Source organism: Saccharophagus degradans 2-40, assembly GCF_000013665.1.
In the GTDB taxonomy this organism is placed as follows: domain Bacteria; phylum Pseudomonadota; class Gammaproteobacteria; order Pseudomonadales; family Cellvibrionaceae; genus Saccharophagus; species Saccharophagus degradans.
Window position 1 is genome coordinate 3430147 of sequence record NC_007912.1, and the last position, 22717, is coordinate 3452863.

Genomic DNA, 22717 nt, shown 5'->3' on the forward strand with positions numbered 1-22717 from the left:
AAATTCCAAACATAAAAAAACCCGCTTGCTTATTCATAACGAATCGCGCAGCGGGTTTTGTTAACAGGTTAAGGCGATTACTCTTCGCCTTCTCCTGCTGGAGCTTCTGCAGTTTCTGCTTCTGGAGCAGGCAGTAACTCTTTGATGGATAGCTTAATACGACCGCGCTGGTCAATATCCATACACTTCACTTCAATGTCTTGACCTTCTTTCAAGTAGTCAGAAACATTTTGTACTCGCTCGTGAGCGATTTGTGAAATGTGCACCAAACCATCTTTACCAGGCAAGAAGTTAACAAACGCACCGAAATCAACGATACGTACAACTTTACCTTGGTATACAGCACCAATCTCTGCTTCTGCAGTAATCTCTTCAATACGCGCGATAGCAGCTTGCATACCGTCACCATCGTCGGCGTAGATTTTGATTGTGCCGTTATCGTCGATATCGATAGATGCGCCAGTCTCTTCAGTAATAGAACGGATAGTTGCACCGCCTTTACCAATGATGTCACGAATCTTGTCTGGATCGATTTTCATGGTGTGGAATTGCGGCGCGTTCTCAGACAACTCTTTACGTGGAGAAGCGATAACACGGTTCATTTCCGCAAGAATGTGTAAACGCGCGTCCATGGCCTGCCCTAAAGCAATTTCCATGATCTCTTCAGTGATACCTTCAATTTTGATATCCATCTGTAGAGCGGTAACACCATCGGCAGTACCGGCAACTTTAAAGTCCATATCGCCTAGGTGATCTTCATCACCCAAAATGTCGGTAAGAACAGCAAAGCCGTTGTCTTCTTTAACCAAGCCCATTGCAATACCAGCAACAGGTGCTTTCAGAGGTACACCAGCATCCATCAACGCCAAGCTCGCACCACATACAGAGGCCATAGAGCTAGAACCGTTAGATTCAGTGATTTCACTTACTACACGCATGGTGTAAGGGAAATCTTCTTCTTTTGGTAAAACTGCGCCAATACCGCGACGTGCCAAACGGCCGTGACCAATTTCGCGACGACCTGTAGCCCCCATACGACCACACTCACCTACAGAGTAAGGAGGGAAGTTGTAGTGCAACATAAACGGATCTTTACGCTCGCCTTCTAATGCATCAATAATTTGTGCATCGCGGGCCGAACCTAAAGTAGAAACAACCAAAGCCTGAGTTTCACCACGGGTAAACAGTGCAGAACCATGAACCTTAGGTAAAACACCCACTTCTACGTGTAGTGGACGTACAGTCTTACTGTCGCGGCCATCGATACGCGGCTCGCCTGCAACAACACGTGAACGAACAATTTGCTTTTCGATTTTAGCAAACAGGCCTTTAACTTCATCTGCAGATACGCCAGATTCTTCGGTAGCCAATTCAGCAACCGCTTGATTGCGCAACTCAGACAAACGATCGTAACGCTTTTGCTTGTCGGTAATGCGGTAAGCAACACCTACAGAATCCGCAAAACCGTGCTCAACTTTAGCCTTTAGCTCTGCATTAACTTCTTCTGGCTTCCAATCCCAAACAGGTTTGGCGGCGTCTTTGGCAAGTTCAGCTACAGCTTGCACAACAGCTTGCATTTCTTGGTGAGCGTATAGCACTGCACCTAGCATAATATCTTCTGGCAGCTCTTTAGCTTCAGATTCAACCATAAGCACTGCATCGGCAGTACCCGCTACAACCATGTCTAGCTCAGACGTTTTTAAAGTTGAGTAAGTTGGGTTTAATAAGTAGCCCGACTCTTGCGTATAACCTACACGCGCGGCACCAATTGGGCCGTTAAATGGAATACCAGAAATAGCGAGAGCAGCAGAGGTACCTATCATGGCAACAATATCTGGATCAACGTCTTTCTCTGCAGAAATAACAGTACAAACTACCTGCACTTCATTTAGAAAACCGTTTGGAAACAATGGTCTAATCGGACGGTCGATTAAACGAGACGTTAAAGTCTCTTTCTCTGAAGGGCGCGCTTCGCGCTTGAAAAAACCACCGGGGATTTTACCCGCAGCATATGCTTTTTCTTGATAATGAACAGACAGCGGGAAGAAATCTTGCCCTGGCTTGGCTTCTTTAGAACCTGTAACAGCAACTAATACTGAAGTTTGGCCCATTGAAGCTAATACTGCACCAGAAGCCTGACGCGCAATGCGACCTGTTTCTAAAGTTACAGTGTCATTACCATATTGAAATTTTTTAATTACCGGATTCACTTTTTTATCCTTTTGACTTGGAGTGCCCCATTGCACTCTTTTTACCTTTTATTACCAATACATACTAATACGGGTAGCCGCTACAAAGCCTGTGGCAACGCAAATAGCTACCCTCTCCATTCCAGCAACAATTCTTCATACTGAAACCGAGCTATCACACCCACGTTTTTGGGGAATTCCAAAAACCTAGGAGCAAAAGACGAAAATGCCCGCAACTAGGCGGGCACTTTGTAGCTTAGCGGCGTAGACCCAAGCGTTGGATCAAGCTCGCATAGCGTTCAACATTTTTGCCTTTCAAGTAATCCAGCAACTTACGACGCTGGTTTACCATACGAATCAAACCACGGCGAGAATGGTGATCTTGCTTGTGATCTGAAAAGTGACCTTGCAACTTGTTGATATTAGCAGTGAGAAGAGCAACCTGAACTTCAGGAGAACCAGTATCGGTCTCAGCAGTTTGATATTCCTTCACAATGGCAGATTTTTCAGCAGCACTTAGTGCCATAACAATAACCTCTATTTACAGTTAATATGCGAAACCGCAGCTAGCTGCAGCATAATGTGGCCTGTCCGCGCATATTTACAGACAGGTTAGCGGAGAGCTGAACTCTCCTACCTTTTGCCTTAGCTCTACGAGCTAAAGCAAAAAATTCTTTAAAATCAATAGCGTACTACGATTGACTCACTAAGCGCTTGGGCGCCACGGTGCCTTCATCGGTGATTTCCGCCACTCCATAGAACTTTCCGCTGGAGTCAAAGACGCGCACTTTATCACCTTCATCCCCTAAGCGATAGACCCGAGAGTCCATAACCGCCTGCCCTCTAGAGAAGTAGAACGCACTATTGTCGTCTAATTCCAAACTTGGGAAATCCGCAACCGCTATATCAGTTGGCAATAAGTGATGATCGAGCACTTCAGCAAGCCTTTCGCCGCGCTCTTGCTCTAGTTCTTCAATAGTTATCGACTGGTCGATAGTAAAAGGGCCGGCTTGGGTACGGCGTAATTTAGCTACGTGACCGCCAAGCTCTAAATCTGCGCCTATATCCGATGCCAAGCTTCGAATGTATGTACCTTTACTGCAAAAGACCCGTACATCGGCCTCAGCTACTGCCCCCGGTCTAAATGCCAGTAATTCGAATTCGTAAACAGTTACTGGACGTGGCTCTCGCTCCACCTCTATACCCTGACGCGCCAACTTGTATAAAGGCTGGCCGTTGCGCTTAAGCGCAGAATACATAGGGGGAACCTGATCGATATCGCCAATATAAGCCTTAATAGCTTTGAGCACGTCAGCCTTAGTAAGCTTAGAGGCATCAATGCTTTCCAACACTTCGCCGTCTGAATCGGCGGTATCGGTAACCTCGCCAAAGCGAAATGTGCTTACATATTCTTTATCGGAATCGAGCAAAAACTGCGAGAATTTGGTGGCATCGCCAAAACAAACCGGTAAAACCCCTGTTGCGAGCGGGTCTAAACTGCCTGTGTGGCCTGCTTTATTTGCGAAAAAAAGGCGTTTAACCCTTTGCAATACGCCGTTGGAGGAATCTCCAGCCGGTTTATCTATAACTATTACGCCCGATATTGGGCGACCAGGTCTTTTACGATTACCCACTAACTACTCGCCTTCGTCTTCCGAGCGCTGCTTATCTGCCGCTACAGCTCGATCGATTAAGTTAGATAGATTTTGCCCCTGAACAGCTGTGCGATCGTAAAAGAACGACAACCGAGGTGCTGACCGCATGGTCAATTCTTTGGCAATAACGTTGCGCAAAAAACCAGCTGCTTTATTTAAAACCTTAACAGCAACTTCGCTTTCACTCTCTTCCTTCGCACCAACCACAGTAACGTAAACCTTGGCAATGGAAAGGTCGCGAGTAACATCGACGGAATTGATATTCACCAAACCGAGGCGCGGGTCGCGCACTTCGGTTTGAATGACGCGCGCCAAGCTACGCTGAATAGCATCGGCAATACGGTCTGAACGGAAAAACTCTCGTGGCATTTAGGCCAACCTCTTACAGAGATGCTCGCGATTAAAGCTCGCGAGCAACCTCTTTAACATCGAAGACTTCGATTTGATCGCCAACTTTAACGTCGTAGTTCTTAACGCCAATACCACACTCGGTACCGTTACGAACTTCACTTACGTCGTCTTTAAATCGACGCAATGACTCTAGCTCACCTTCGAAAATAACCACGTTTTCACGCAATACACGGATCGGCTTGTTGCGATGAACACTACCTTCAACAACCATACAGCCAGCAACCTGACCGAACTTAGGTGAACGGAAGGTTTCACGCACTTCAGCAATACCCACAATCTCTTCAACACGCTCAGGATCAAGCATACCGGAAAGCGCAGATTTAACTTCGTCGATCAATTGGTAAATAATGCTGTAGTAACGAATTTCGATAGACTCAGTTTCGGCCAATTTACGCGCAGAAGCATCGGCACGCACGTTAAAACCAAGCACAATCGCGCCAGTAGTTAACGCCAAGTTTACATCGTTACCGGTAATGCCGCCTACGCCGCCACCTACAATATTTACTTGTACTTCGTCGTTACCTATATCCAATAAAGCTGCCTGAATAGCTTCTAAAGAACCGCGAACGTCGGTTTTTAATACCACAGACAATACTTTAGTTTCGTTCTCGCCAATACCTGCGAACATATTCTCAAGCTTAGCTGCTTGCTGGCGCTGCAACTTCTCTTGGCGCTCACGCTCGGCGCGGAATTCTGCAACTTCACGAGCCTTACGCTCATCCGGCACAACAAGGAATTCATCGCCAGCTTGCGGAGGCGTATCTAAACCTAAGATTTCTACAGGAGAAGATGGGCCCGCAGTTTTTACCTGCTCACCAAATTCGTTAGTCATTGCGCGAACGCGACCAAAGCTTTGACCAGCCAATAGAATGTCACCAGACTTCAAGTCACCGCCCTGTACCAACACAGTAGCAACAACACCGCGACCTTTATCCATGCGCGATTCAACAACAACACCGCGAGCAGGAACATCTTTAGGTGCAGACAACTCTAGCAATTCAGCCTGAAGCGCAACGGCTTCTAGCAACTCTTCAATACCTTGACCGGTATGTGCCGACACTTCAATAAACTGTGTATCGCCGCCCCAGTCTTCAGGGATAACCTCTTTAGCAGACAATTCGTTTTTAACACGATCTGGGTCTGCAGATTCTTTATCCATTTTGTTAATGGCTACAACCAGAGGCACACCCGCTGCACGAGCGTGCTGAACGGCTTCTTCTGTTTGCGGCATCACACCGTCATCTGCTGCAACCACCAGAATCACAACGTCGGTACATTGCGCACCGCGAGCGCGCATGGCGGTAAACGCGGCATGCCCAGGTGTATCCAAGAAGGTTAACTCGCCGTGACTTGTTTGAACTCGGTATGCACCAATGTGCTGGGTAATACCACCGGCTTCGCCAGAGGCAACCTTCGCTTTACGAATGTAATCGAGTAGCGATGTTTTACCGTGGTCAACGTGGCCCATTACGGTCACAATTGGCGCGCGAGGGATGGTCTCGCCATCCACATTAGCAGCCACTTCTTCTTGTAGCTTAATTTCAATAGCATCTGCACTTATAAGCACAGCTTTATGACCAAGCTCTTCAACAACTAACTGCGCAGTTTCTTGGTCTATTGGTTGGTTAACTGTCGCCATTGTGCCCATTTTCATTAAGCACTTAACAACTTCACCAGCCTTTACGTTCATACGCTGAGCCAATTCACCTACAGTGATTGTCTCTGGAATTTCCACATCGTAAGTAATTTTTCCTGTTGGCTTTTTAAAGCCATGCTTATTCGAAACTTTAATTACAGGGCGCGGACCACGATTTGCCGACAAACGCTTTGGTTTAGGCGCGTGAATAACTTCTTCAATCTCTTCTTTATCTTCAACGTAGTCCAAAGCAGAAGCCACTTTTTTCGGGCCAGCAACTTTCTTAACCGCTTTACCGGCTTTCTTGTTGTGCTTTTTACCGTCTTCGTCGAATTCTTCGTCTTTCTTGTCGTGTGGCTTTTTCAGCTTAGCCAAGTCTTCCACATGCTTAGTCGGACGAGCATCTTCTTTTGCAGCCGCTGCAGGGCCAGGAGCTGGCGCAGGCTTAGCCGCTTTTTCTTTGCGAGCTTTTTCAATTGCTGCAAGACGCTCTTCTTCCGCTTTTATTCGAGCAGATGCTGCACGTATACGCATTTCTTCGGCATCGTCTACTAGCGAAGACGCGGTAGTAGTTTGCGAAATAACAGGGGCAGCTGGCGCAGCAGGCTCTTCAACTGGCGCCTCTTCTATAGCCTCCACAACGGGCTCAGGTTCTGGCGCCTCTACCACTTCTGGCTCCGCTGCCACTTCCGGCTCTTGCACTGGCTCAACAACAGGCTCTTCAACCTTGGCCACTTCTGCTTCAGCCACAGCTGCTGACTCTTCAATTTCGTCCGCCACTTCGTCGCGTTTCACATAGGTACGCTTTTTACGTACTTCTACGTTTACAGTTTTGCGGCCACTGCCCGACCCTGTTTTTAGCGTTGTAGTAGTTTTACGCTTTAGGGTGATTTTCTTTGGCTCTGCCACGGTTTCACCGTGACTAGACTTAAGAAAAGTCAGTAGCTTTTGTTTTTCTTCGTCAGACACGACGTCGTCAGGAGACTGGTGCGTCAACCCGGCTTGCTGCATTTGCGATAAAATACGCTCAACAGGCGCACCCACTGACTTGGCGAGTTCACTTACAGTTACTTCAGCCATAAATATGTCTCAGTTCCCATTCTTTACTAAATTAATATTCCAACTACCGGCATTACGACAAGACCAAGCACTAGGCTTCGTCTGCAAACCAGGGCTCGCGGGCTTTCATAATTAACGCAGCCGCGCGCTCTTCGTCCATGCCGTCAATTTCCATCAGCTCATCAACCGCCTGCTCCGCGAGATCTTCCATACAGATCACACCGCGCGCTGCAAGAGTTTGAGCCAAAGCGTCATCCATGCCTTCCATGTTAACCAAATCATCAGCAGGCTGATTTTTCTCTTCGCCAGCCAATGCTTGAGTCAACAAGGCATCTTTCGCTCTATTGCGTAGCTCTTCTGCAATTTCTTCATCAAAGCCTTCAATGGCCAAAAATTCTTCCAAAGGCACGTACGCGACTTCTTCTAAGGTGGTAAAGCCTTCATCCACCAACACGTCGGCCACATCTTCATCTATATCAAGTGCATTGATAAACACATCGCGTGCACTGCCCGCCTCGGCGGCTTGTTTTTCATTCCACTGGTCAACGCTCATCACGTTGATTTCCCAACCGGTAAGCTCTGACGCCAAGCGCACATTCTGACCGCCGCGACCAATAGCTTGCGCTAAATTATCTTCGGCTACAGCTACATCCATAGAGCCGGCTTCTTCATCTACAACAATAGATTCAATTTCTGCCGGCGCCATTGCATTAATAACAAATTGAGCCGGGTTATCATCCCATAGAATAATATCAATACGCTCGTTACCCAATTCGTTAGATACTGCCTGTACACGCGAACCGCGCATACCAACACAAGCACCAACCGGGTCTATACGGCCGTCGTTTGTAGCTACTGCAATTTTTGCTCTAGAGCCTGGGTCGCGCGCCGCAGCATTTAAAGAAATAACTTCTTCTGCTATTTCAGGCACTTCGATTTTAAACAGCTCGATTAACATCTCTGGGCATGCACGGCTCAAAAAGAGCTGTGGGCCACGCGCTTCTGGACGCACATCAGCCAGTACGGCACGCACGCGATCGTTCATACGAAATACTTCACGGCCAACTAACTCTTCGCGAGGAAGCAAACCTTCAGCATTGCCGCCAAGATCCACAATAATATTATCGCGAGTCACTTTCTTTACGGTACCGGCAATTAATTCACCAACACGGCCGCGGTACTCATCAACAATTTGTGCGCGCTCTGCTTCACGTACTTTTTGAACAATAACTTGCTTAGCGGTTTGCGCTGCAATTCGACCAAAATCTACGTTTTCAATAACTTCTTCGTACACATCGCCAGGCTTGAGCGATGGATCTTTCTCAATAGCTTCTTCGGTAGTGAACTGAGTTCCAAGCTCGGCCAAGGTATCGTCGTCTACAACTAACCAGCGACGAACAGTTACATAATCGCCATCTTTGCGGTCAATCGTTACTTTAATATCAGCATCTTCGTCGTAACGTTTTTTGGTGGCTGATGCCAAGGCCAATTCGATTGCTTCGAATATAATACCTTTATCAACGCCTTTTTCGTTTGATACAGCGTCCGCGACGAGCAATATTTCTTTTTTCATTGAGTTGCCTCTATATGTTCCTTATATACGGAAAAACATAAAAGAATTAGAGTCACAATAGCTTTGCCGAGGCAAAACTGATTCAAGTAACAATTAAAATTTAGGTACCACCTGAGCTTTATCGATAAGCTCAAACGGCAAGATGTACTCTTCGGCATCAATCAGCAGGATGACTTCATCATCTTCAACCGCTGTTAACTTGCCACTAAAGTTTCTGCGTCCATCAAACGCGGTTCGCAATCGCAAAGACACATGCTCGCCAACAAAGCGCGTAAAATGATCGAGAGTGAATAACGGGCGGTCCATCCCAGGAGAGGAGACTTCTAATGTGTATTCCCCAGAGATTGGATCTTCCACATCGAGCACAGCACTCACTTGACGACTCACATTTTCGCAGTCTTCAACGCCAACGCCAGCTTCTTTTTCTATAAAAATACGTAACAGTGATTGCTTGCCCTGCATGCGCAGCTCAAGCCCCCAGAACTCACAGCCCAAGGATTCAACCACAGGAGCAAGCATTTTCTCTAACCGGGTTTCTTTTCCCGCCATATTCGTATTTTCTCTACAAACAAAAAATGGGCATAAAGCCCATTTAAACAATAATTCTTGCGCTAAACGCCGGACTGGGTTTTAAAATACCCAGATACGAAAAAACCCCATAAAGGGGCCCCGCGCGACGCTAGATACGCCAATTGCAAACCAGATAACTGGCCCGGGCTCACTCGCAAGCTTGCAAAAACGCGGCAATCTTATCATGAAACCCTACGGCTGGTAACCGTATAAAGAACGACAGATTAATCTGCCAGCTAACCGGCAATAGCGATTAGCTTTAGAATAAGTGGTAGCGGGGGCTGGATTTGAACCAACGACCTTCGGGTTATGAGCCCGACGAGCTACCAGGCTGCTCCACCCCGCACCAAATCCGGTTGATAAGTTCTCTCAACCGAGGCGCAGCATTGTATGCATGAAGCCCACCTAGGTCAAGAACAATTATAAAAAAGTTACTAATTAATTACGTTTTAATTAAAAACAGCTATTAAGAACAAATTTCGAACAAGCAAAGCCGAATAAAAATAATTTTTAACTTTCACATTTTTTACAACAATCACCTTTGCTTTTAGTTCACCCTAAGCCCATTACCCTTTTTCAAAAAATAAGGCAAAAAAATGAGCAACCATCTAACCCATATTTTACAAGAATGGCTAAAACGCAAAACCAGCCATAAATGGGCACTTGGGGTAGTCGCTAACACAGAAGGCCCCGTTTACCGAAAAACAGGGGCAATAATGCTGCTTAGCGACAGAGGGGATCAATTAGGGATGTTAAGTGGCGGCTGCCTTGAAGGTGACATACTTTTGCATGCGCAGCGCGCCATTTTAAAAAACGAAAGCACGCGAGTTATTTATGACGCTAACGAAAAAGGCGGCTTAGCCTGGCGACTAGGCATAGGCTGCGGCGGCAAAGCAGAGATAGTTATTCACCCATGCAACAGCGCAAACCATTTCCTTGAACTAGAACAACTTCACCAAACACTCTCTGCGCAGCGGCCCGCAACCTACAACCTCAACCTAGAACACGCAGAAGCAACCATTAGCGCAAGCTCACATGCAAGCAGTGGCAACTCGCTAAATACAACAGAAGTCTTCAACCACAACAACAGCCAATGGCTACGCATACACGCCCAACCAAGACCACACCTTGTTATTAGTGGCGCAGGCGTAGATATGCAGCCTATAGCAGCGCTTGCTGCTCAACTAGGCTGGAAGGTAACCCTAGTAGATAGCCGTCAAGCTAACGCCAGACAAAGGCACTTCCCAAGCGCTGACAATGTATTTTGTTGCTCCATTGACGAATTGCCACAGGGTACGCTTGCACAATGCGACGCACTTATTATTGCAAACCACAACCTCAACATGGATGCCCAAGCCCTAAAAGCTGCTCAATTATCAAGCGCTCGCTACATTGGCCTACTCGGCCCTGCAGCCAGAAGAGAAAAAATTTTTGCGCTTGCGGAAATAAAAGAGAGTGACAGCAAAGCTATTGCTGGGCCAATGGGGCTTGCCCTAGGTAACGACCTACCAGAAAGCATAGCCTTAAGCGTATTGGCAGAATGCCATGCCGTTCTTTTCGGCAGCTCAGGCCAACCGCTAAGCAACCACTATTGGAATTAGATCCGGTGATAAACACTCAACTAAAGCTCAATATTGCCATTTTGGCAGCGGGTGCGGCCTCTCGATTCGGCGCGTGCAAATTACTTGCGCCCCTCAACGGCAAACCCGTTTTAAATTACAGCCTAGACGCGGCATCCCAGACCGACGCCCACGAAGTATTTATTATCACCGGCGGCTGGCATCAAGATATAGAAAAGCACCTTGAGCTACGCAACGCAGAAAAAGAACATTTTTTATATTGCCAAAACTGGCAGGAAGGAATGGGGGCATCCATAAAACTTGCCGCCAATATCAACAAAGATAAAAGCACAGCACTGCTAATAATGCTTGCAGACCAGCCTCTCATTGGCGCCGAACAGTTGAATCTACTTATAAAGCACTGGCGCGACCAACCAGAGCAAATATGCTGCGCACAATTCAACAACACACTGGGAGCACCCGCGATATTCCCTATAAGCGCTCAACAAGAGCTACTTACACTTCCAAACAACCTGGGCGCGAAGCGGCTACTTACAAACCAAACCGTAAACACAGTCAGCATCCCAGAAGCCACATGGGACATAGACACACCAGCCAACCTCTCTCAAGCCCACACGCTACTCGCAGCAAAAGCAAAAACAGGCGCCAATTAGATTTGGTTGCGCAACCCCAAATCATTAGCATAAGGTTCTAAGTAAGCCTGCGCTTTAATGTAGTCACTGCCGTGCATTTTTAGGTAATGCTTCAAAAGAGCGACCGGCACAGCAAGGTTAACAATTCCCTTACGGTACTCTTCTATCGACGCCGCCAACGCTTGGCGCGCCTCACCGGGCACCTCTTCGCGCAAATACCCAAGCATATGATAGAGCGTATTTGAATGCCCCTTACGCGACGCAGGCTTAGTAATAGCCTCCATAAACGCTGCAATATAAGTAGCCGCGAATGAATCGATTTGCGCAGTGCCCGCGCGGGCAACCATTTGCCCCAACTCACGATATGGCTTTTGCCCATGAGCCATAAGCATGTACTTGTAGCGGCTGTGAAACTTAACGATTTTATTTGCCGTAGGCTGCTCACCCACAGAACTGCGCCAATCGCTATAGGCAAATACTCGCGCAATAAAGTTTTCTCGCAACAAGGCATCGTTTAAACGCCCTTCCTCTTCCAAAGGCAACAAGGGGTTTACCGCCTTTAACGCTCGGGCAAAAATGCCTGCATGCTTACCGGGCAACACACCCCCTTTAGGCGTATACACTTTTGCACTATACAGCCCACAGCTAGGGCTGTTTTTCATTAAAATATACCCGCAAAGGGAGTGACTTAGCCTACCAATCTCATCCCCATAAGCGGCGAGCGCGTCCGTTACATCTACACTGGCATCAACAGTACCAACGGCTCGCGGCGCATCAATACTCCCCACAAGTCGAATGGGCTCGCGCGGCACACCCATCCCTATCGCTACCTCTGGACAAAAACCCTGAAACTCAAACACACGAGACAAATGATCTAAACAGAAACGAGACTGCTTGTGGCCGCCGTTAAAGCGAACCTCCTCCCCCAACAAACAAGAGCTTATACCTACAGGTATTTTATTTTCTTCCACGCGACAACCTCCTATGCACATTACTTGAGTATATACGCGCTACACAGCAATGCAGATGAGAGCAACAACAAAATAAGCGACTAAGAAAATAAGGAGAGAAACAAGAAGAATGAGAAGAGATAAACCAGAACAAAATGAAAGGGCAATATTATCGACTACGCCCCTCTGCGCTGCCGCCAAATAAACCTTTTACAACAAAACCAACCAAACCAATTACACTTACACTGCTGCCACCAATTAAGGTAACCAGCACATTTGAGTTATATTCAAAATTATGGGTTATTCCAATCCACCAGATTAGCGCCCAAAGGGCAATACTCCACACACACATAAAAGAAAACACACAAATAGCGGCAACCTTGCGCATACCTCTATTGGCAATTTTCTCGTTTAAATCTTCGCGAGTGTGCAACTGAGCCAGGAGCTTTTCGCCCTCTGCGGCACTAAACGCATGCTCTTCACCCTTTGCCTGCTCGCTAGGAATAGGCGCCGGCGCAGCAATAACCTTGCTCTTTAGGGCCTCGTTTAACCCTTGCGCGCGCGATTGCGTTTTTTTGCCGGTATCAGACACTAATACTAAGCTCCAGCCAGCATGTGCTTGTAGTGCTCGGCAATAGTACGATTATCAATAACCGCACCAGCATAAGAGCTATCACCATGGCGCCAAGTTTGGTACCAAGGTGTACCCGGCTGATGAGTTAAGTCCGACAATTGCGGGCCAGAATAATGCTTATAGTTATTCCACACCGCATCAATAATTTCATCTTCGGCATCGCTAAAACCAGCAGCTTCAACCATGGCCTCTATTTGCTTATCTGTTACTTGCACCTCATCTGCGCGAAAACGCTTAAAACAGTGATACAAATCTTCAATGACTGGGCCAAACTTCCACGCGTAAACGTCATCTTTAATAAGCGGAGCATCGCACCAACCCAAGGAGCAGCCGTGCGCAATATACACCAGCTTTTGCAACTGCATTGGCGTCAACGACCCACCTTCTGAAGCCGCTTTTTGCAAAAACTTATAAGCCACATCTATAGCGCTATGACTAGACATTTCTGCCCTCCTTACACCCACCCAAATAGAATAAAAAACAAACTAAGCTCTTTATTCATTAATGTCAATAAAACTGTATAAACAAACAGCCAACACTTGCTATATGGTGCCAAAGCACTTTATTTAAAGCCCAAAGACCCATTACTTATTAACACTAGAGATAACTTTTAGACATAAAAAAAGCACCCCTATTACTAGGGATGCTTTTTTAAAGATGGTGCCCAAGGCCGGACTTGAACCGGCACGGCTTACGCCACTACCCCCTCAAGATAGCGTGTCTACCAATTCCACCACTTGGGCAATTTTACTATTCGGCTGGAAGCTCAGGAACGTCTTCGCTCGAGTCAGCTTCTGCTTCAATATCTACTGAAGGGACATCAGAAGCATCAATTGGTGCGGTCTCTTCAAGGGACGGCAATTCTACTTCTTCTGAGATAGAAAATGAAACATCTTCTGTAATATCAGCCTGTTTTTTTGCAATTATTGCCAGCGCAAAACTAGTAATAAAAAACACAGCAACTAACAGTGCCGTCATGCGCGAGAAAAAGTTACCGGAACCGCCAGAACCAAACAAAGTTTGCGATGCACCTGCACCAAAGGAAGCACCCATTTCTGCGCCCTTGCCCTGCTGCATTAAAATCAAACCAATAATTGCCAAAGCAACCAACAGGTGAACTATAAATATAATATTTTCCATCTTTCACTCTCTAGTTAATCTACTCTGCCGCTCGACATATTGCGACAAAGTCACGCGCATCAAGGGAAGCCCCCCCCACCAATGCACCATCGATATCTTTTTTAGCAAATAATCCTTCAGCGGTATCAGGCTTAACGCTACCGCCGTATAAAATACGGATTTGTTCGCCTTCTGGCCCCAATATTTCCCTAATGTAGGAGTGCACATCTTGAGCTTGCTCTGGTGTAGCCGCACGCCCCGTCCCTATAGCCCAGATAGGCTCGTAGGCAACAACACCTTTCGCCAACCCTTCTAAGCCACACGCATTAACCACCTTTAACAACTGGCGACCAATAACGTCAAACGTTCTATCTGCTTCGCGATCAGCTGTGGTCTCGCCTAAGCACAAAATGGGAATCATTTTAGCCTCGCAAACGGCTTGAAACTTTTCCGCAATTAAATCGTAACCTTCGTTGTGATAATGACGGCGCTCACTGTGCCCCACCATCACATACCTGCACCCCATATCGGCTAACATTGCCGCGCTAACTTCGCCGGTGAAAGCCCCGTTTTCTCGGGTGCTTACATCCTGCGCACACAGGGATATATTTGTGTTCTCCAGCATGCCTGCGGCTTGCGCCAAATACGGGTATGCGGGGCTAACACTCACTTCCGTTTGATGAACTCCAAACCAAAGTGAAGATAAATCCTCAAGGCGCTTCTGGTTAGTACGAAAATCTCCGCACATCTTCCAGTTGCCTACAATTAGTCGCCTTCGCATTTCTAACCTCAGCTCTGCTTTTTGGTACGCCTAAACTGACTTTCGGCGTATACATGTAGTAGAGGTAACGCTTTAGGCCACAGTGCCCAGTAAAACGGGCGCCAATGGTAGCGAAGAACGCGCACAGATACAATCCGAATATGAACTTTTGGCGTACAGGTAGGGGCCCAATGTGCGGCCCCGCAAAGAAAGGGCAATTAAGCTACTGCTTCGCCCACTATATCGGCTAATTCTTGAGCTAAAGAAGCTACCAGCTGGTGCTCTTGCCCTTCCACCATCACCCGTATAACTGGCTCGGTACCCGATGCACGCAATAAAACACGCCCTTTTCCATCCAAACGTTTTTCTGCGCTGGCTATAGCCGCCTGCACCTGCTCGTGGCTATCAAGGTCTACCTTATTGGTGACCCGCACGTTAATCATAACTTGCGGCATTTTTTGCATGCGCAACTTAAGCTGGTGCAACGACTGCTTTTCTGCCTTCAAGGCCAACAGCACTTGCAGCGCAGCAATAATACCGTCACCGGTGGTAGTAACATCTGAGCACACAATATGACCAGATGACTCGCCGCCAACCTGCCAGCCGTTATTTTTCATCGCCTCAATAACATAGCGGTCGCCAACTTTAGCGCGCTCAAACGGAATACCTTGGTTTTTAAGGCCTAACTCAAAGCCGAAATTACTCATTAAGGTACCAACAACACCGGAACAACCGCCGTTTTTATGCTTGTGCGACGCGATAATAAACAAGAGCTGATCGCCGTCGAGCACCTCGCCTTTTTCATCTACAAACATAACGCGGTCGCCATCGCCATCGAAGGCAATGCCCATATCTGCACCGGTTTCTAATACGTGCTTTTGCAGCTGGTTGAGCTTAGTAGAGCCACAATCTAAATTAATATTGAGGCCATCTGGCTTATTCGCAATAGGAATTACATTGGCACCAAGCTCGCCAAATACTTTGGGGGCAACCTCGTAAGTGGCACCGTTGGCGCAATCCACTACTATATTCAGGCCGCGCAAGTTAAAGCCCCAGGGCAAAGAACCCTTACAGAACTCGATATAGCGACCTTCGGCATCGGCAATTCGGCGCGCCTTACCCAATTTAGACGCGGTGGTCATAGCGCGATCTAACTGGTCTTCAATAGCCAACTCCACGTCATCTGGCAATTTGGTGCCGTCGGTATTAAATAGCTTAATGCCGTTATCGGTGTACGGGTTATGAGAAGCGCTAATTACGATGCCGGCACTGGCCTGAAAGGTACGCGTCAAATAAGCAATTGCCGGCGTAGGCATGGGGCCCAACAAGCCTACATCTACACCCGCACTTATTAAGCCGGCCTCTAATGCTGATTCAAACATGTAGCCAGAAATACGGGTATCTTTACCAATCAATACCAAACCGCCACTTTTATCGCCATTTTGCTGAGCGAGCACCTTGCCCACAGCCCACCCCAATTGCAGGAAGAACTGAGGAGTAATAACACCCTCTCCCACCAACCCACGAATACCGTCGGTACCAAAATATTTCCGTGCCATCGATTCACTCCAAATCAATTACTGTTTTTGTATTCCGTCACCATAATGCATGTGCATTAAAGCTTTTGTATTGTTGTTAATAGCGATAACACGTCATGGGTCTCGGCCACATCGTGCACTCTAATAATTTTTGCGCCATTTTGTGCGGCTATAAGGGCCAAAGCCAAACTACCTGCCAACCTGTCCTGCGGCTCTCGGCCTAGCAGGCGCCCAATCATAGACTTGCGGGACAACCCCGCCAGCACAGGGTAACCAGTAGTACAAAGGCTGGGCAGGGATTGTAACAGCTTCACATTATGTTCGTCTGTTTTGCCAAAACCAAAGCCGGGGTCGAGAATAATGTTTTCTTTTTTAACGCCTGCGGCAATTGCTGCTTGGGCGCGCTCAAGTAAATACGCTCTCACTTCGGCAACCACATCATCATAATGGGGCTGCGCCTGCATAGTACTAGGCTGCCCCTGCATATGCATAAGGCACACAGGCACACTTGCAGCTGCAGCCACCTCCAGCGCACCCGGCTTCGAGAGCGCCCGAACGTCATTCAATAGCCCTGCCCCTACGTCCACCGCCGCACGCATTAACGCCGGCGTGCTGGTATCCACTGAAATTACCGCATCTATGCGCGAGGCCAGCGCCTCAACGACTGGCAGCACCCTCGCCATTTCTTCTTCTTGAGTAACCTTGGCGGCACCGGGACGGGTTGATTCGCCCCCCACATCAATAATCGACGCGCCCGCGGCGACCATAGCTTCTGCCTCTTTGAGGGCATCGTCTAGAAGCAACTTACCCGACGAAACAAACCGCCCGCCATCAGAGAAAGAATCTGGCGTAACGTTAAGCACACCCATTATTTGCGGCGATGTTAAATCAGAAAGAAAGGAGGGAGAACGCATTGGTGGAACCTAAAAGAATAAAGACCAGCAGAGCTGGTCTTTGGAAGGACAATATATAAAACGTTTAGCTACAGATTAATGCTCGCTAGCAGGGCCGCCTAAGGACGAATCCGATGCTTTGGTTTTTTCCGCTGTGCTACCAGAGTCGGTTTCGCCAGCTGAAGCACCACCATCAGTCAAATCGTCACTCCAACTTTTGGGAGGACGTATCTTTCTGCGCGCCATTAAATCTGATACTTGGTCGGAATCTAAAGTCTCATACTCCATAAGCGCATCTTTCATGGCTTCTAGAATATCGCGATTCTCTTCAAGTATTTGTTCTGCTCGCTTGTAGCAAGCATCGGTAATATTTTTAACTTCTTCGTCGATCAAACGCGCGGTGTGCCCAGAAATCTTTTTAGAGCCAATACCGTCACTATCTCGAGCATCGTAATCTAGAGGGCCAAGCGTGTCTGACAAACCGTAGTTTACAACCATAGCGCGGGCAATTGCCGTGGCACCACGAATATCGCCGTATGCACCGGTAGATACCCCATCGGCGCCATAGATCATCTCTTCTGCAATTCTGCCGCCATATGCACAGGCGATATCGCCCATCATTTTGCGCTTGCTCTCACTAATACGATCGCCTTCCGGCAAGAAGTGCGTTACACCTAAAGCGCGACCGCGAGGAATAATAGTAACTTTGTGAATAGGGTCGTGCTCTGGCGACAAGTAGCCAACAATAGCGTGACCGGCTTCGTGATAAGCCGTGCTCTCTTTCTCTTGCTCGGTCATCACTAAAGTGCGACGCTCGGTACCCATAAGGATTTTATCGCGCGCATTTTCAAACTCTTCTTCGGTAACTAAGCGCTTATTGCCACGGGCAGCTAGCAAAGCGGCCTCGTTAACAAGGTTGGCCAAGTCGGCACCAGAGAACCCTGGCGTACCGCGCGCAATAATAGAAGCTTTAACTGCATCGCTAATGGGCACTTTACGCATATGCACTTTAAGAATTTGCTCCCGGCCTCGCACATCTGGCAAGCCAACGTTTACTTGGCGGTCGAAACGGCCTGGGCGAAGCAATGCTTTATCCAGTACATCTGAGCGGTTCGTTGCAGCAATAACAATTACACCTTCGTTACCTTCAAAACCGTCCATCTCTACTAGTAACTGGTTGAGCGTTTGCTCGCGCTCGTCGTGACCCCCACCATGACCACCGCCGCCACGATGGCGACCCACGGCATCGATCTCATCGATAAAGATAATACAAGGAGCCTGCTTTTTAGCCTGCTCAAACATGTCTCGCACGCGGGATGCACCCACACCAACGAACATTTCTACGAAATCTGAGCCCGAAATAGAGAAGAAAGGTACTTTCGCCTCACCCGCAATTGCTTTTGCGAGCAGCGTTTTACCTGTACCGGGAGGCCCAGACATTAAAACACCACGGGGGATTCGGCCACCTAAGCGCTGAAACTTGCTTGGATCGCGCAAATATTCCACCAACTCAGACACTTCTTCTTTGGCTTCATCTACGCCGGCTACATCTGCAAAGGTTGTTTTAACCTGATCTTCGCCAAGCAAACGCGCTTTACTTTTAGCAAAGCTCATAGGCCCGCCGCGACCACCGCTACCACCCTGCATTTGACGCATAAAGAATATGAACACAGCGATAAACAACAATACAGGTACGGTTGCCAGTAGCAAGTTCTCAAAGAACCCAGCCTCTTCTTTTTTCTCGGCCTTAAACGCTACGCCGTTTTCAACTAGCTCGCTGCGTAAATCCAAATCGATTGTTGGTAGCATTACCACTCTAAACGGCTGGTTGTTATACCCAACACCGCGAATAATGTTGCCCTCAAAAACCACTTCGCGCACATTACCTGCGCGCACTTCGGTAACGAAGTCTGAATAGGCCATTTCTTGCTGTACAGCCGGCTCATTAAAGTTTTTAAAGACCATAAACAGTACAGTGGCAATAACCAACCAAAGTACCAAATTCTTAGCCATATCGTTCAAGGATGTTTCTCCTTCGTTTATTCACGGTGCTGGCAAGCACCAATTCCCTAGCATTATTAATTAGCAATACTAAGAGTCTTACTTACTTTTTACATTACGGGCTAGCTATTCTATTAAGCCTAGCTTAACTCTCACTAACCTTTGTAACCTTTTGCGACAATATACACTTCGCGCGAGCGAGGCCTAGAGGCAGAAGGTTTTCTTACTAATACTTTCTGAAAACACTCGCGACAAGCTAGTACTAACTCATCAAAACCTTCACCTTGGAATACTTTACAGGCAAAACTGCCGCCAATTTTAAGGGTGGTTTTGGCCATATCCAGCGCTAACTCAACTAAATACATCGATTTTGGCTGATCAACATCGGCTATACCACTCATATTGGGGGCCATATCCGATATTACAAGATCTGCTTTCGCCTCCCCCAGTAATTCAAGCAACTGCTCAAGCACGGCTTCTTCGGTGAAGTCGCCCTGCACGAAATCAACGCCTGCAAGGGAATCCATTGGCAGAATATCAGAAGCGACTACTCTACCTCCATCGCCAACAATCTGCGCGGCCACCTGAGACCAGCCACCAGGGGCTGCACCTAAGTCAACCACGGTTTGACCAGACTTAATAAGCTTATCTTTGTCGTTTAGCTCAATAAGCTTATAGCTTGCGCGAGACCGGTAACCATCTTTCTGGGAATCTTTAACGTATTGATCGTTGAAGTGCTCTTGCAGCCAGCGGCCACTACTTTTAGAACGGGACATATATAAATGACTACAAAATAGACTATATTAAAGCCGTAAAACATGTTTACGGGTGTGCGCTAACGCAACAACGGGTACAATAGCGCGCTTTTACGGCTATGTTAACGCCTAAAGCGCCTTTTATGGGTGACTCAACGCGTTTTTCTCACATTTCAGGTTCACTTTATATGCCTCTTAGTACAGATCGCAAGAAACAATTTCGCTCAATTGCTCACGCACTTAACCCTATAGTAACAATCGCAGGTAACGGCCTTAACGATGGTGTTCGCGCCGAGCTTGAGCGCGCGCTAGACGACCATGAGCTTATCAAGATCAAAATTGCGATAGCAGACAGAGAAATAAGAAAAGAAGTGATCACAGAAATGTGCACCTCCTGCCGCGCAGAGATGGTTCAACAAATAGGCAAAGTCGCTGTTATTTACCGCGAATCAAAGCAACAGCCTGCACCGCGTAACTCTAACGTTCGCTAACGCCCCCCTGCGGCCTCGCCCTTAGCCATTTGCGGCTTAGGGCCTCCCCCCAAAACTATGCAAACAAATAGCAAGTCGCGAGCCCCATATTGAAATAGTGTGGCCAGCTAGCAATACTCACACTATGAAAAGCATTAAATTTAAAATCTGGCTCGCCTTTTTTATTACCCTTACCGTATGTATGGCTACCATGCTTGTGGTAACGCATACCACAATGAAAAAAGGGTTTTTGCGATACGTAAATATCGAAACCATCAACAAGCTAGATCTGCTCAAAAATGAAATAGCTGAAATTTACACCCGCACTGGGTCGCTAGAGCTATTTACCACCAAGCCGCACCTTTGGGACAAACTAAAATACAAAGCCTATAGCCCCTACTTAAAAATTCGCGCAGACCAACGACGTAACGACGGCCCACCAGCGCCCCCCAAAAGTAAAGAGTTGCCCCCCAAAGACAAACACGGTGTGGGCCGCCATCAACGCGAGTTTATGGAAAGGTTAATTTTGACCGATGAGAACAAAAATGTAATTTCTGGTCGCTACCGCAAAAACTCTGATTACAGCTGGTCGGCAATAAAAGCAGAAGACAAAATCATCGCCTACGTGGGTTATGTGGCCCCCTCAGAATTTTTGCGCGATGTAGATAAACACTTCTTGTATAACCAACTTCGCGCGCTCTCTAAAATTAGTATTTTCTTGGTGATCATCTCATTCATAACGGTGCTAATCATCTCCCACAAGCTGGTTAAGCCATTAGTTGCCCTATCGCGCAGTGCAAAGCAGCTAGCTGCCGGCGAGTACAACGTGCGCATACAACCTCAAACCTCCGACGAGGTTGGCGAGCTGTGCCACAACTTCAACGAGCTTGCCCACACCCTAGAGGCTAACGAACAATCTCGGCGCCAATGGGTAGCCGATATTAGCCACGAAATGCGCACACCATTAGCTGTAATCAAAGCGCAGATTGAATCAATGCAAGATGGTATCCGCCAGCCCTCCCAGGCCAACTTAGCCCTTTTAAAAGACAAAACAGATTCGCTAAATGCGCTGGTTAACGACCTCTACGAGCTTTCGCTTTCAGATTTGGGCGCGCTTACCTATAGCAAAGAGGTATTTAGTTTTAACCAACTGTTTGAGCACACGCAAGACGAAGTGGAAGTGCGCACCAATGGCAAAGAACTAACGCTTACCATCGAAAACAACTTAAACGAGCAGCATAAAATTTACGGCGACAGCAGCCGCTTAGCGCAGCTAATTAACAACTTGATTGAGAACAGCCTGCGCTACACAGATACCCCTGGCCAAATAAAAATATGGTCTGCTGAAACGCAGGGCAATCTTGAGTTCCACATTGAAGACAGCGCGCCAGGCGTTAACCCAGATCAGCTAGATAAAATTTTTGACAGGCTTTACCGCTTAGATTCTTCGCGCAACCGCGCTACAGGCGGCGCCGGCCTAGGCTTATCTATATGTAAAAACATCGTAGAGGCCCACAACGGCACTATTCGAGCACTGCAATCGAAGCTCGGAGGCATTCATATAATCATTTCACTGCCACGTTGGACGAGGTAACCCCATGACAGATTCAATTGCGCCTAGAGTGCTTATAGTAGAGGACGAGCCAGACCTCGCGCAGTTATTGAATGAATACATGCAAGCCGCGCAATATAGCACTACAGTTATAAATAACGGCACCGACGCAAACGACTGGCTACAAGCTAATGAAGTAGACATAGTACTGCTAGACCTAATGCTGCCCGGCATGAGCGGGCTAGACATTTGCCGCGACATACGCAAAGCGTCGGATGTACCGGTAATAATGATTACCGCTAAAGTAGAAGAAATAGATCGCCTAATAGGGTTAGAGCTTGGCGCCGACGACTACATCTGTAAGCCCTACAGCCCGAGAGAGGTGGTGGCCAGAACAAAGGCGGTGTTGCGACGCACACTTTCTGATACATCCAGCAGTGAAGATCAAAACCAAAGTGTGGTGCTGTGTGAAGAGCGCAGTAGTGTTATTGTACACAAACAAGAAATTGAGCTTACTCAAATCGAATACCGAATGTTTAAGCTATTATTTGAACAACCCGGACGAATATTTTCACGGCAGTTCATTATGGACAACATCTACACAGACTATCGTGTGGTAAGCGACCGAACTGTCGACAGCCACATAAAAAAATTAAGGAAGAAATTGCAAGCCGCCGCCCCAGAGCAAGACATCATTCGCTCGGTATATGGCGCGGGTTACAAATTCGAAAACCTGTAAC

General features: G+C 47.5%; 21 protein-coding genes and 2 tRNA genes. 5 read left to right on the plus strand and 18 right to left on the minus strand.

What is annotated here, in order from left to right:
- Positions 1-77 precede the first annotated feature (77 nt).
- From pnp to SDE_RS14180, 8 genes are all read right to left on the minus strand, one after another.
- The gene (gene pnp, locus SDE_RS14145; RefSeq protein ID WP_041325797.1) at positions 78-2210 is read right to left on the minus strand and encodes a polyribonucleotide nucleotidyltransferase; all 2133 of its coding nucleotides are present in this window, start codon (positions 2208-2210) and stop codon (positions 78-80) included.
- A gap of 235 nt (positions 2211-2445) precedes the next feature.
- Positions 2446-2715, minus strand: coding sequence for a 30S ribosomal protein S15 (gene rpsO, locus SDE_RS14150; RefSeq protein WP_011469182.1), 270 nt, complete (start codon positions 2713-2715; stop codon positions 2446-2448).
- Between the two features lie 166 nt (positions 2716-2881).
- Positions 2882-3823, minus strand: coding sequence for a tRNA pseudouridine(55) synthase TruB (gene truB / locus SDE_RS14155; protein WP_011469183.1), 942 nt, complete (start codon positions 3821-3823; stop codon positions 2882-2884).
- Positions 3824-3826: 3 nt separating this feature from the next.
- On the minus strand, positions 3827-4213 hold the full coding sequence (rbfA, locus tag SDE_RS14160) for a 30S ribosome-binding factor RbfA (RefSeq protein ID WP_011469184.1): 387 nt from the start codon (positions 4211-4213) through the stop codon (positions 3827-3829).
- Between the two features lie 31 nt (positions 4214-4244).
- Complete coding sequence (infB, locus tag SDE_RS14165) at positions 4245-6971, minus strand: translation initiation factor IF-2 (RefSeq protein ID WP_011469185.1); 2727 nt, start codon at positions 6969-6971, stop codon at positions 4245-4247.
- Positions 6972-7041: 70 nt separating this feature from the next.
- A complete protein-coding gene (gene nusA / locus SDE_RS14170) occupies positions 7042-8523 on the minus strand; it encodes a transcription termination factor NusA (RefSeq protein WP_011469186.1) in 1482 nt (493 codons plus the stop codon).
- Between the two features lie 93 nt (positions 8524-8616).
- Positions 8617-9072, minus strand: a complete 456-nt coding sequence (gene rimP / locus SDE_RS14175; protein WP_011469187.1) for a ribosome maturation factor RimP — start codon at positions 9070-9072, stop codon at positions 8617-8619.
- 290 nt (positions 9073-9362) lie between these two features.
- Positions 9363-9439, minus strand: a tRNA-Met gene (locus tag SDE_RS14180).
- A gap of 250 nt (positions 9440-9689) precedes the next feature.
- Here SDE_RS14180 and SDE_RS14185 point away from each other — a divergent pair.
- Together SDE_RS14185 and SDE_RS14190 are read left to right on the plus strand one after the other, a co-directional pair.
- Positions 9690-10694, plus strand: a complete 1005-nt coding sequence (locus SDE_RS14185; protein ID WP_011469188.1) for an XdhC family protein — start codon at positions 9690-9692, stop codon at positions 10692-10694.
- Positions 10685-11326, plus strand: a complete 642-nt coding sequence (locus SDE_RS14190) for a nucleotidyltransferase family protein (protein ID WP_041324718.1) — start codon at positions 10685-10687, stop codon at positions 11324-11326. Before SDE_RS14185 ends, SDE_RS14190 begins: the two co-directional genes overlap by 10 nt.
- Here the strand turns inward: SDE_RS14190 and SDE_RS14195 are convergent.
- The 10 genes from SDE_RS14195 to rlmE all read right to left on the minus strand — a co-directional run bounded on the left by SDE_RS14195 (position 11323) and on the right by rlmE (position 19976).
- Positions 11323-12276, minus strand: coding sequence for a YbgA family protein (locus tag SDE_RS14195; RefSeq protein ID WP_041324719.1), 954 nt, complete (start codon positions 12274-12276; stop codon positions 11323-11325). The genes SDE_RS14190 and SDE_RS14195 overlap by 4 nt on opposite strands.
- A 148-nt stretch (positions 12277-12424) precedes the next feature.
- A complete protein-coding gene (locus tag SDE_RS14200) occupies positions 12425-12847 on the minus strand; it encodes a hypothetical protein (RefSeq protein ID WP_011469191.1) in 423 nt (140 codons plus the stop codon).
- A gap of 5 nt (positions 12848-12852) precedes the next feature.
- Positions 12853-13332 (minus strand): Panacea domain-containing protein, encoded by a 480-nt coding sequence (locus SDE_RS14205; RefSeq protein ID WP_011469192.1) that lies wholly within the window; start codon positions 13330-13332, stop codon positions 12853-12855.
- A gap of 215 nt (positions 13333-13547) precedes the next feature.
- Positions 13548-13632, minus strand: a tRNA-Leu gene (locus tag SDE_RS14210).
- 7 nt (positions 13633-13639) lie between these two features.
- A complete protein-coding gene (gene secG, locus SDE_RS14215) occupies positions 13640-14029 on the minus strand; it encodes a preprotein translocase subunit SecG (protein WP_011469193.1) in 390 nt (129 codons plus the stop codon).
- Between the two features lie 19 nt (positions 14030-14048).
- Positions 14049-14789 carry a triose-phosphate isomerase gene (tpiA, locus tag SDE_RS14220; protein WP_011469194.1) on the minus strand — a complete coding sequence of 247 codons (741 nt, stop codon included), beginning with the start codon at positions 14787-14789 and terminating at the stop codon, positions 14049-14051.
- Between the two features lie 197 nt (positions 14790-14986).
- A complete protein-coding gene (gene glmM, locus SDE_RS14225) occupies positions 14987-16327 on the minus strand; it encodes a phosphoglucosamine mutase (RefSeq protein WP_011469195.1) in 1341 nt (446 codons plus the stop codon).
- 56 nt (positions 16328-16383) lie between these two features.
- Positions 16384-17220, minus strand: coding sequence for a dihydropteroate synthase (gene folP / locus SDE_RS14230; protein WP_011469196.1), 837 nt, complete (start codon positions 17218-17220; stop codon positions 16384-16386).
- Positions 17221-17295: 75 nt separating this feature from the next.
- Entirely contained in the window at positions 17296-19212 is a 1917-nt protein-coding gene (ftsH, locus tag SDE_RS14235; protein WP_049762796.1) for an ATP-dependent zinc metalloprotease FtsH, read from the minus strand.
- Positions 19213-19355: 143 nt separating this feature from the next.
- A complete protein-coding gene (rlmE, locus tag SDE_RS14240; protein WP_011469198.1) occupies positions 19356-19976 on the minus strand; it encodes a 23S rRNA (uridine(2552)-2'-O)-methyltransferase RlmE in 621 nt (206 codons plus the stop codon).
- A gap of 167 nt (positions 19977-20143) precedes the next feature.
- Between rlmE and yhbY the strand changes: the two genes are divergently transcribed.
- From yhbY to SDE_RS14255, 3 genes are all read left to right on the plus strand, one after another.
- Complete coding sequence (gene yhbY / locus SDE_RS14245) at positions 20144-20446, plus strand: ribosome assembly RNA-binding protein YhbY (protein WP_041325799.1); 303 nt, start codon at positions 20144-20146, stop codon at positions 20444-20446.
- A gap of 124 nt (positions 20447-20570) precedes the next feature.
- On the plus strand, positions 20571-22019 hold the full coding sequence (locus SDE_RS14250) for an ATP-binding protein (protein WP_011469200.1): 1449 nt from the start codon (positions 20571-20573) through the stop codon (positions 22017-22019).
- A gap of 4 nt (positions 22020-22023) precedes the next feature.
- Positions 22024-22716, plus strand: coding sequence for a response regulator (locus SDE_RS14255; RefSeq protein ID WP_011469201.1), 693 nt, complete (start codon positions 22024-22026; stop codon positions 22714-22716).
- Position 22717: the final 1 nt, after the last annotated feature.

Bases quoted from the DNA above. Each gene is read 5' to 3' on its own strand.
- SDE_RS14205 (WP_011469192.1), bottom strand. From the start codon at position 13,332: ATGTCTAGTCATAGCGCTATAGATGTGGCTTATAAGTTTTTGCAAAAA.
- SDE_RS14250 (WP_011469200.1), top strand. From the start codon at position 20,571: ATGAAAAGCATTAAATTTAAAATCTGGCTCGCCTTTTTTATTACCCTT.
- SDE_RS14185 (WP_011469188.1), top strand. From the start codon at position 9,690: ATGAGCAACCATCTAACCCATATTTTACAAGAATGGCTAAAACGCAAA.
- yhbY (WP_041325799.1), top strand. From the start codon at position 20,144: ATGCCTCTTAGTACAGATCGCAAGAAACAATTTCGCTCAATTGCTCAC.
- tpiA (WP_011469194.1), bottom strand. From the start codon at position 14,789: ATGCGAAGGCGACTAATTGTAGGCAACTGGAAGATGTGCGGAGATTTT.
- rbfA (WP_011469184.1), bottom strand. From the start codon at position 4,213: ATGCCACGAGAGTTTTTCCGTTCAGACCGTATTGCCGATGCTATTCAG.
- secG (WP_011469193.1), bottom strand. From the start codon at position 14,029: ATGGAAAATATTATATTTATAGTTCACCTGTTGGTTGCTTTGGCAATT.
- rimP (WP_011469187.1), bottom strand. From the start codon at position 9,072: ATGGCGGGAAAAGAAACCCGGTTAGAGAAAATGCTTGCTCCTGTGGTT.
- infB (WP_011469185.1), bottom strand. From the start codon at position 6,971: ATGGCTGAAGTAACTGTAAGTGAACTCGCCAAGTCAGTGGGTGCGCCT.
- ftsH (WP_049762796.1), bottom strand. From the start codon at position 19,212: ATGGCTAAGAATTTGGTACTTTGGTTGGTTATTGCCACTGTACTGTTT.
- glmM (WP_011469195.1), bottom strand. From the start codon at position 16,327: ATGGCACGGAAATATTTTGGTACCGACGGTATTCGTGGGTTGGTGGGA.
- rlmE (WP_011469198.1), bottom strand. From the start codon at position 19,976: ATGTCCCGTTCTAAAAGTAGTGGCCGCTGGCTGCAAGAGCACTTCAAC.
- SDE_RS14255 (WP_011469201.1), top strand. From the start codon at position 22,024: ATGACAGATTCAATTGCGCCTAGAGTGCTTATAGTAGAGGACGAGCCA.
- folP (WP_011469196.1), bottom strand. From the start codon at position 17,220: ATGCGTTCTCCCTCCTTTCTTTCTGATTTAACATCGCCGCAAATAATG.
- nusA (WP_011469186.1), bottom strand. From the start codon at position 8,523: ATGAAAAAAGAAATATTGCTCGTCGCGGACGCTGTATCAAACGAAAAA.
- rpsO (WP_011469182.1), bottom strand. From the start codon at position 2,715: ATGGCACTAAGTGCTGCTGAAAAATCTGCCATTGTGAAGGAATATCAA.